This window comes from Pseudomonas sp., from assembly GCF_049590575.1.
GTDB lineage: Bacteria > Pseudomonadota > Gammaproteobacteria > Pseudomonadales > Pseudomonadaceae > Aquipseudomonas.
On sequence record NZ_JBAWDE010000051.1, the window covers coordinates 1 to 6,642 of the forward strand.

Annotated in this window: 7 protein-coding genes and 1 pseudogene; 5 read left to right on the plus strand and 3 right to left on the minus strand. The window is 63.8% G+C overall.

The genetic code is table 11. The annotated features are described in order from the left end of the window. From WBR57_RS03730 to WBR57_RS03750, 5 genes and pseudogenes are all read left to right on the plus strand, one after another. Positions 1 to 298 (plus strand): annotated as a pseudogene (locus WBR57_RS03730) (bifunctional 3,4-dihydroxy-2-butanone-4-phosphate synthase/GTP cyclohydrolase II); the annotation flags it as partial. A gap of 227 nt (positions 299 to 525) precedes the next feature. Next, complete coding sequence (locus WBR57_RS03735; protein WP_424082230.1) at positions 526 to 1,551, plus strand: ABC transporter substrate-binding protein; 1,026 nt, start codon at positions 526 to 528, stop codon at positions 1,549 to 1,551. After that, a complete protein-coding gene (locus tag WBR57_RS03740; protein ID WP_424082232.1) occupies positions 1,548 to 2,465 on the plus strand; it encodes an ABC transporter permease in 918 nt (305 codons plus the stop codon). Before WBR57_RS03735 ends, WBR57_RS03740 begins: the two co-directional genes overlap by 4 nt. Before the next feature lie 6 nt (positions 2,466 to 2,471). Further along, complete coding sequence (locus WBR57_RS03745; protein ID WP_424082234.1) at positions 2,472 to 3,281, plus strand: ABC transporter permease; 810 nt, start codon at positions 2,472 to 2,474, stop codon at positions 3,279 to 3,281. 17 nt (positions 3,282 to 3,298) lie between these two features. Continuing rightward, positions 3,299 to 4,453 (plus strand): ABC transporter ATP-binding protein, encoded by a 1,155-nt coding sequence (locus tag WBR57_RS03750; protein WP_424082236.1) that lies wholly within the window; start codon positions 3,299 to 3,301, stop codon positions 4,451 to 4,453. A gap of 55 nt (positions 4,454 to 4,508) precedes the next feature. Here WBR57_RS03750 and WBR57_RS03755 read toward each other — a convergent pair whose 3' ends face one another. The 3 genes from WBR57_RS03755 to WBR57_RS03765 all read right to left on the minus strand — a co-directional run. Continuing rightward, a complete protein-coding gene (locus WBR57_RS03755; protein ID WP_424082238.1) occupies positions 4,509 to 5,249 on the minus strand; it encodes a PAS domain-containing protein in 741 nt (246 codons plus the stop codon). Next, positions 5,250 to 5,909: a response regulator gene (locus WBR57_RS03760; RefSeq protein WP_424082240.1), complete on the minus strand. Its 660-nt coding sequence runs from the start codon at positions 5,907 to 5,909 to the stop codon at positions 5,250 to 5,252. Further along, positions 5,878 to 6,642: ATP-binding protein (locus WBR57_RS03765; RefSeq protein ID WP_424082242.1), on the minus strand; the 765-nt coding region annotated here is incomplete at its 5' end. The genes WBR57_RS03765 and WBR57_RS03760, both read right to left, overlap by 32 nt.

The following is a 6,642-nucleotide window of genomic DNA, read 5'->3' on the forward strand; positions in this document are numbered from 1 at the left end:
CAACTGGACCTTGTGGGCCGCCCTGCAACGCGTCGCCGCCGAAGGCAGCGGCGTGGTGGTGGTGCTGGCCAACCACGAATCGTCCCAGGCGCTGCTCGAACGCGTGCCGCAGCTGACCCAGACGCCACGCCAGTTCAGCCGCTCGCAATCGCGGATTTATTCGGAAGTCGGCACCGGGGCGCAGATATTGCAGGACCTGGGCGTCGGCCAGCTGCGTCACCTCGGCCCGCCCCTGAAATACGCCGGGCTGACGGGCTACGACCTGGAGGTGGTCGAGAGCATTCCCTTCACCGCATGACAGATAACCGGTAAGGCAAAATGCTTGCACAAAGTTTGGAATACCATAATATGATATTCCATAGACCGAACGCTTTCGCCAAGTGCGCCCGCCAGGGATAGCACCAATAACAGCCCTTGGCACGGTCGCCTTTTGGGGCCTCGACTAGAGGCCCCGATAGACCTACTGCTCCCGATAGGCGGGCATTACCAAGCCCGCTCAATAACAAAACAAATGAGGGCGTGAAAATGGTGTTGAACAAACGTGCAACCGCAATGCTGTTCGCGGGTTTATTGGCCACGGCCACCCACGCGGCCCTGGCGGCCGAAAGCGTCAACTTCGTGAGCTGGGGCGGTAGCACCCAGGATGCGCAAAAGCAGGCCTGGGCCGACCCGTTCAGCAAGGCCAGCGGGATCACCGTGGTGCAGGACGGTCCCACCGACTACGGCAAACTCAAAGCCATGGTCGAAAGCGGCAACGTGCAGTGGGACGTGGTGGACGTAGAGGCTGACTTCGCCCTGCGCGCCGCCGCCGAAGGCCTGCTCGAACCCCTGGACTTCTCGGTGATCCAGCGCGACAAGATCGACCCGCGATTTGTCTCCGACCATGGCGTCGGCTCGTTCTTCTTCTCCTTCGTGCTCGGCTACAACGAAGGCAAGCTCGGTGCCGGCAAGCCGCAGGACTGGACCGCCCTGTTCGACACCAAAACCTACCCCGGCAAGCGCGCCCTCTACAAATGGCCAAGCCCTGGCGTGCTCGAACTGGCGCTGCTGGCCGACGGCGTACCCGCCGACAAGCTCTACCCGCTTGACCTGGATCGCGCCTTCAAGAAACTCGACACCATCAAAAAAGACATCGTCTGGTGGGGCGGCGGTGCGCAGTCGCAACAGCTGCTGGCCTCGGGCGAAGTCAGCATGGGCCAGTTCTGGAACGGGCGCATTCACGCCCTGCAGGAAGACGGCGCGCCAGTGGGCGTAAGCTGGAAGCAGAACCTGGTGATGGCCGACATCCTGGTCGTGCCCAAGGGCAGCAAGAACAAAGCCGCCGCGATGAAGTTCCTGGCCAATGCCAGCAGCGCCAAGGGCCAGGCCGATTTCTCCAACCTGACCGCCTATGCACCGGTGAACATCGACAGTGTGCAGCGCCTGGACTCGGTGCTGGCACCCAACCTGCCGACGGCGTATGCCAAGGACCAGATCACCCTCGATTTTGCCTACTGGGCCAAGAACGGTCCGGCCATTGCGACACGGTGGAATGAATGGCTAGTCAAATGAAAATGACGGCAACCACGCCGACCGGGAGCGCCCTCGGCGCTGCCGGCAAGGCTTGCGGTAAAGCCGTATCGCCGTCCCTGGCGCAGCGCTGGCGGGGGTCGAGCAACCTGATCCCGGCGCTGCTGTTCCTCGGCCTGTTCTTCCTGGCGCCGCTGATCGGTCTGTTGCTGCGCGGCGTGCTGGAACCGGAGCCGGGCCTTGGCAACTATGAACAATTGTTCGCCAACTCGGCCTATGCACGGGTGCTGCTCAATACCTTTTCGGTGGCCGGCCTGGTAACCCTGTTCAGCCTGTTGCTGGGCTTCCCGCTGGCTTGGGTGATTACCTTGGTGCCACGCGGCTGGGGGCGCTGGGTGCTGAATATCGTGCTGCTGTCGATGTGGACCAGCCTGCTTGCCCGCACCTACTCCTGGCTGGTATTGCTGCAAGCCTCCGGCGTCATCAACAAAGCGCTGATGGCGATGGGCATCATCGATCAGCCGCTGGAGATGGTGCACAACCTGACCGGCGTGGTGATCGGCATGAGCTACATCATGATCCCGTTCATCGTGCTGCCGTTGCAGGCGACCATGCAGGCCATCGACCCGATGATCCTGCAGGCCGGCTCGATCTGCGGTGCCAGCCCCTGGACCAACTTCTTCCGGGTGTTCCTGCCACTGTGCCGGCCGGGGTTGTTTTCCGGTGGCCTGATGGTGTTCGTGATGTCCCTCGGTTACTACGTCACCCCGGCGCTGCTCGGCGGTGCGCAAAACATGATGCTGCCCGAGTTCATCATCCAGCAGGTGCAATCGTTCCTCAATTGGGGCCTGGCCAGTGCCGGCGCCGCGCTGCTGATCCTGATCACGCTGGTGCTGTTCTACTTCTACCTGAAGCTTCAGCCGGAATCCCCGGTTGGCGCCAGCAACGCGAGGTAAGCCGTCATGCTCCTGACCCCGAATGCCATGAGCCGCAGGATGCGCCTGGGCCTCTACACCACCACCGGCGTGATTGGCCTGTTCCTGCTGTTGCCGATCGTGTTTATCGTGCTGCTGTCGTTCGGCTCATCCCAATGGCTGGTGTTCCCGCCGCCCGGCTGGACGCTGAAATGGTACGGCCAGTTCTTCTCCAACGCCGACTGGATGAACGCGGCCATGGCCAGCCTCAAGGTGGCGGTGCTGACCACCGTGTTCGCCGTCGCGCTGGGCCTGCCTACCGCATTCGCCCTGGTGCGCGGGCGTTTCCCCGGCCGCGAGCTGCTCTACGGCCTGTTTACCCTGCCGATGATCGTGCCGCTGGTGATCATCGCCGTGGCGGTGTACGCGCTGTTCCTCAAGCTCGGCTACACCGGCACGATGTTCGCGTTTGTGGTCAGCCATGTGATCGTGGCGCTGCCGTTCACTATCATCTCGATCATCAACTCGCTGAAGCTGTTCGACCAGTCGATTGAAGACGCGGCGGTGATCTGCGGTGCCTCGCGCCTGCAGGCGGTGTTCAAGGTGACCTTTCCGGCGATTCGCCCAGGGATGGTCGCCGGTGCGCTGTTCGCTTTCCTGGTCTCGTGGGACGAAGTGGTGCTCAGCGTGATGATGGCCAGCCCGACCCTGCAAACCCTTCCCGTAAAAATGTGGACCACCCTGCGCCAGGACCTGACGCCTGTGATCGCCGTCGCCTCGACATTGCTGATCGGCCTCTCGGTACTGGTCATGGTGATTGCCGCCGCCGTTCGCCGGCGCACAGAAATGCGCGCCTGAGCGCCCAGGAGAAACACATGAGTGCAGTCATCCAAGCGACCGCGCAGAACCCTGGCCAACCCCTGGTCAGCCTGCGCAACCTGAACAAGTTCTACGGCGAATTCGCCGCTGTGGACAACATCTCGCTGGACATCCAGGACGGCGAATTCCTGACCTTCCTCGGCTCCAGCGGCTCGGGCAAAAGCACCACCTTGTCGATGCTCGCCGGTTTTGAAACGCCGAGCAGCGGCGAGATCCTGGTGAGCGGCCAATCGCTGGTCAACGTGCCGCCGCACAAGCGTGACATCGGTATGGTGTTCCAGCGCTACTCGCTGTTCCCGCACTTGTCGGTGCGCGACAACATCGCCTTCCCCCTGGCGATTCGCAAACTGGCCAGCGCCGAACGCGAGAAGCGCGTCGACGCCATGCTCAAGCTGGTGCAGCTGGAACCGTTCGCCCATCGCCGCCCTTCGCAGCTTTCAGGGGGTCAGCAGCAGCGCGTCGCCATCGCCCGCGCGCTGGTGTACGAGCCACGCATTCTGCTGATGGACGAACCCCTCGGTGCCCTCGACAAGAAACTGCGTGAAGACCTGCAGGACGAACTGCGCCAGCTGCACCGGCGCTTGGGCATCACCATCGTCTATGTGACCCACGACCAGGAAGAAGCCATGCGCCTGTCCCAGCGCATCGCGATTTTCAGCCACGGCAAGATCGTCGGCCTGGGCAGCGGTTTCGACCTGTACCAGAACCCGCCGAACGCGTTTGTCGCCTCGTTCCTCGGCAACTCCAACTTCCTCAAGCTCAAGGCCCAGGGCAATGCCGCGGCGGCGTTCGAAGGCCAATCGCTGTCGATCCGCCTGACCGGCGGCCTGCACACCGAGCAGGATGTGCTGTTGATGGTGCGCCCGGAAAAAGCCCTGGCACTGAGCGTCGAACAGGCCGCCGAACAACCGTTGGCGGCGGGCTGGAATGAGGTCTCGGCGGTGGTGGGCGAAGTGCTGTTCCTCGGCGAAAGCCAGACCTGCACGGTGAAAACCCTCGGCGGCACGTCGATGACGGTCAAGGCGTTGTCCGCCGCCGGCATGCCGCTCAAAGCCGGCGACCCGGTGCGCGTGCGCTGGGCCACGGCGGATGCGTGCGTGTATACCGAGTGGGCCGAGAGTGATCTGAACAAGGCGGCCGGCGCGCATTGAGTCACCCATGTGGGAGGGGGCTTGCCCCCTCCCACATTTGAAGTGCGTTTGTTCGTCAACGCTTGCGCTCGAAAATCGCCCCCTCGATCCCCAGCACCTCACGGGTATCGGCATAAATCCCCACCCCCTTCTCCCACACCTGCTTGATCGACTGGTCGGCGCAGCGAATCTGGTAATTGAGTTCGAACGGCTCATGCCGCGACAGCGCGTATTGCACTTCGCGCCATACGTAATCGGCGTCCTGGGCGAGGATCAGGCTGTTGTAGGTGAACTCATGGTTATCCACCAGCCGCTCGGCGGGGTAGCCGGTGAGTTGCAAGCAGCCGGCGCTGACAAATTCCATGGTCCAGTCGCGGTTGTTGCGGCCGCGATAGATCAGCCCCGGCATGCTGTCGAGCAAACTCATGCTGCTGCGCTGGCTGGCCTGCAAGGCAATTTCGCGGCGTTTGTGCGCGCTGACATCCCCGGCCACCAGATAGAAACCCTGCGGGCCGCGCTTGAGGCCAATCTCGAACCAGCGCAGCTCACCGCTCGGGTGCACAAAGCGCAGGCGCTGGTTGAACGAGGTCTCGGGGCGCCGGCGCAATTCGGTCAAGGCCTGGCGCCATAACGGACGGTCTTCCTGGTGCACGTAGTCGATCAGGTTGCGCTCGGCGCCGGGTTGCCCCATCAACTCGGCCCAGGCCAGGTTGAAATGGGCGATCTGGCCGTTGTCGTGCAGGCGCAGCATGGCGGCGGGAAAGCAATCCATCAGGTCAATCGGCGGGGCCACACGGGCGTCGGGGCTGTCCCTCATCTAATGGCGCTCCTCGTGTTTGAGCAACGTGCCGCTGTGCACCCAGGCCGCCAGCTCCAGCCGCGAATGCAGGCCGAGCTTTTGCAACAGGCTGCGCACGTAGATTTTCACCGTGCCGTCGCTGATCCCCAACTCCCTGCCGATCTGTTTGTTGCTCATGCCGGCGGCGATCAATGCCAGCGTCTGCCCTTCACGCTCGGTCAGGTTGTCGTTGCCCGCAGCCTCGCTGTGGGGCGCAGGCTCAACCTGGTCGGCGAGCAGCGCAATCAGGCTCGCGTCCAGCACAATCGCGCCCTTGTGGCAGTTGCGCATGTACGCCAGCAACGCGTCGGGCTCGGTCTCCTTGAGCACATAACCGCTGGCGCCCAGGCGCAGGGCGGTGAGCAATTCGGCGCGGTCCATCGAAGCGGTCAGCACTACCACCTGGCAGTCCAGGCGCAGTTGGCGCAGCTCATCCAGCACCTGCAAACCGCTGAGGCCGGGCATGTGCAAATCCAGCAGCACCTGTTGCGGCGTCAGGCTCACGGCCAGGTTGATGCCTTCGCGGCCACTGGCGGCCTGCCCCACCACTTCGAAGTCGCCGCTGGCATCGAACAACTGCGCCAGGCCCTTGCGAAACAACGGGTGATCATCGATCAGTAATAAGGTCGTGCAGTCCATCGAAACTCCCCTGTGGCTGGTCGTGGTGGCGGCGCAGGCCGAGGTGCACGCGCACCCCGTGCGGGCGGATCGCTTCAATGCTCAGCTGCGCGCCGATGCTGGCGGCGCGCTCGCGGATGATCGCCAGGCCGAAATGGTTGTGCTCGCCGCAGGCCGGGCTCAGGCCGATGCCATCATCTTCCACCGACACCGAGGCCTCGCCGTCCTGGGTCTGGCGCAGTTCGATGCGCACGTGCCGCGCGTGGGAATGACGCACCGCGTTGGCCAGCGCTTCGCGAATGATCTGCAGGATCTGCAATTCGGTTTCCGGGCTCAGGGCGTCGTCGGGCAAGCGGTTGTCCAGTTCGAACACGATGATGCAACGCCGCGAGAACTCCGCCACCGAATCAGCCAGCGCCTGGCGCAGCGAGCGCCCGTCCATGGTCAGGCGCGCGCTGGTGATCAGCTCGCGCACCTGGCGCTGCAACTGGCTCAGGCCGCCGCACAGCGCCTGCAATCCAGGCTCGCGCAACTGCGACTGCAGCCCATGGGCCTGGAACGACAAGTAACCGAGTTGCTGCGCCACCGAATCGTGCAGCTCACGGGCCAGGGCACCGTGGCGCGAGGTCGCCTGTTTGCGCTGCTGCTCACGCTGATGGCTGCGCAGGCGCACGCTCACGCCCACCGCCTGCGCCGCCTCTTGCAGCAAACCGCGCCAACTGGCACCGGCGCGCCGGGGCGTGTCGAGCAGCAA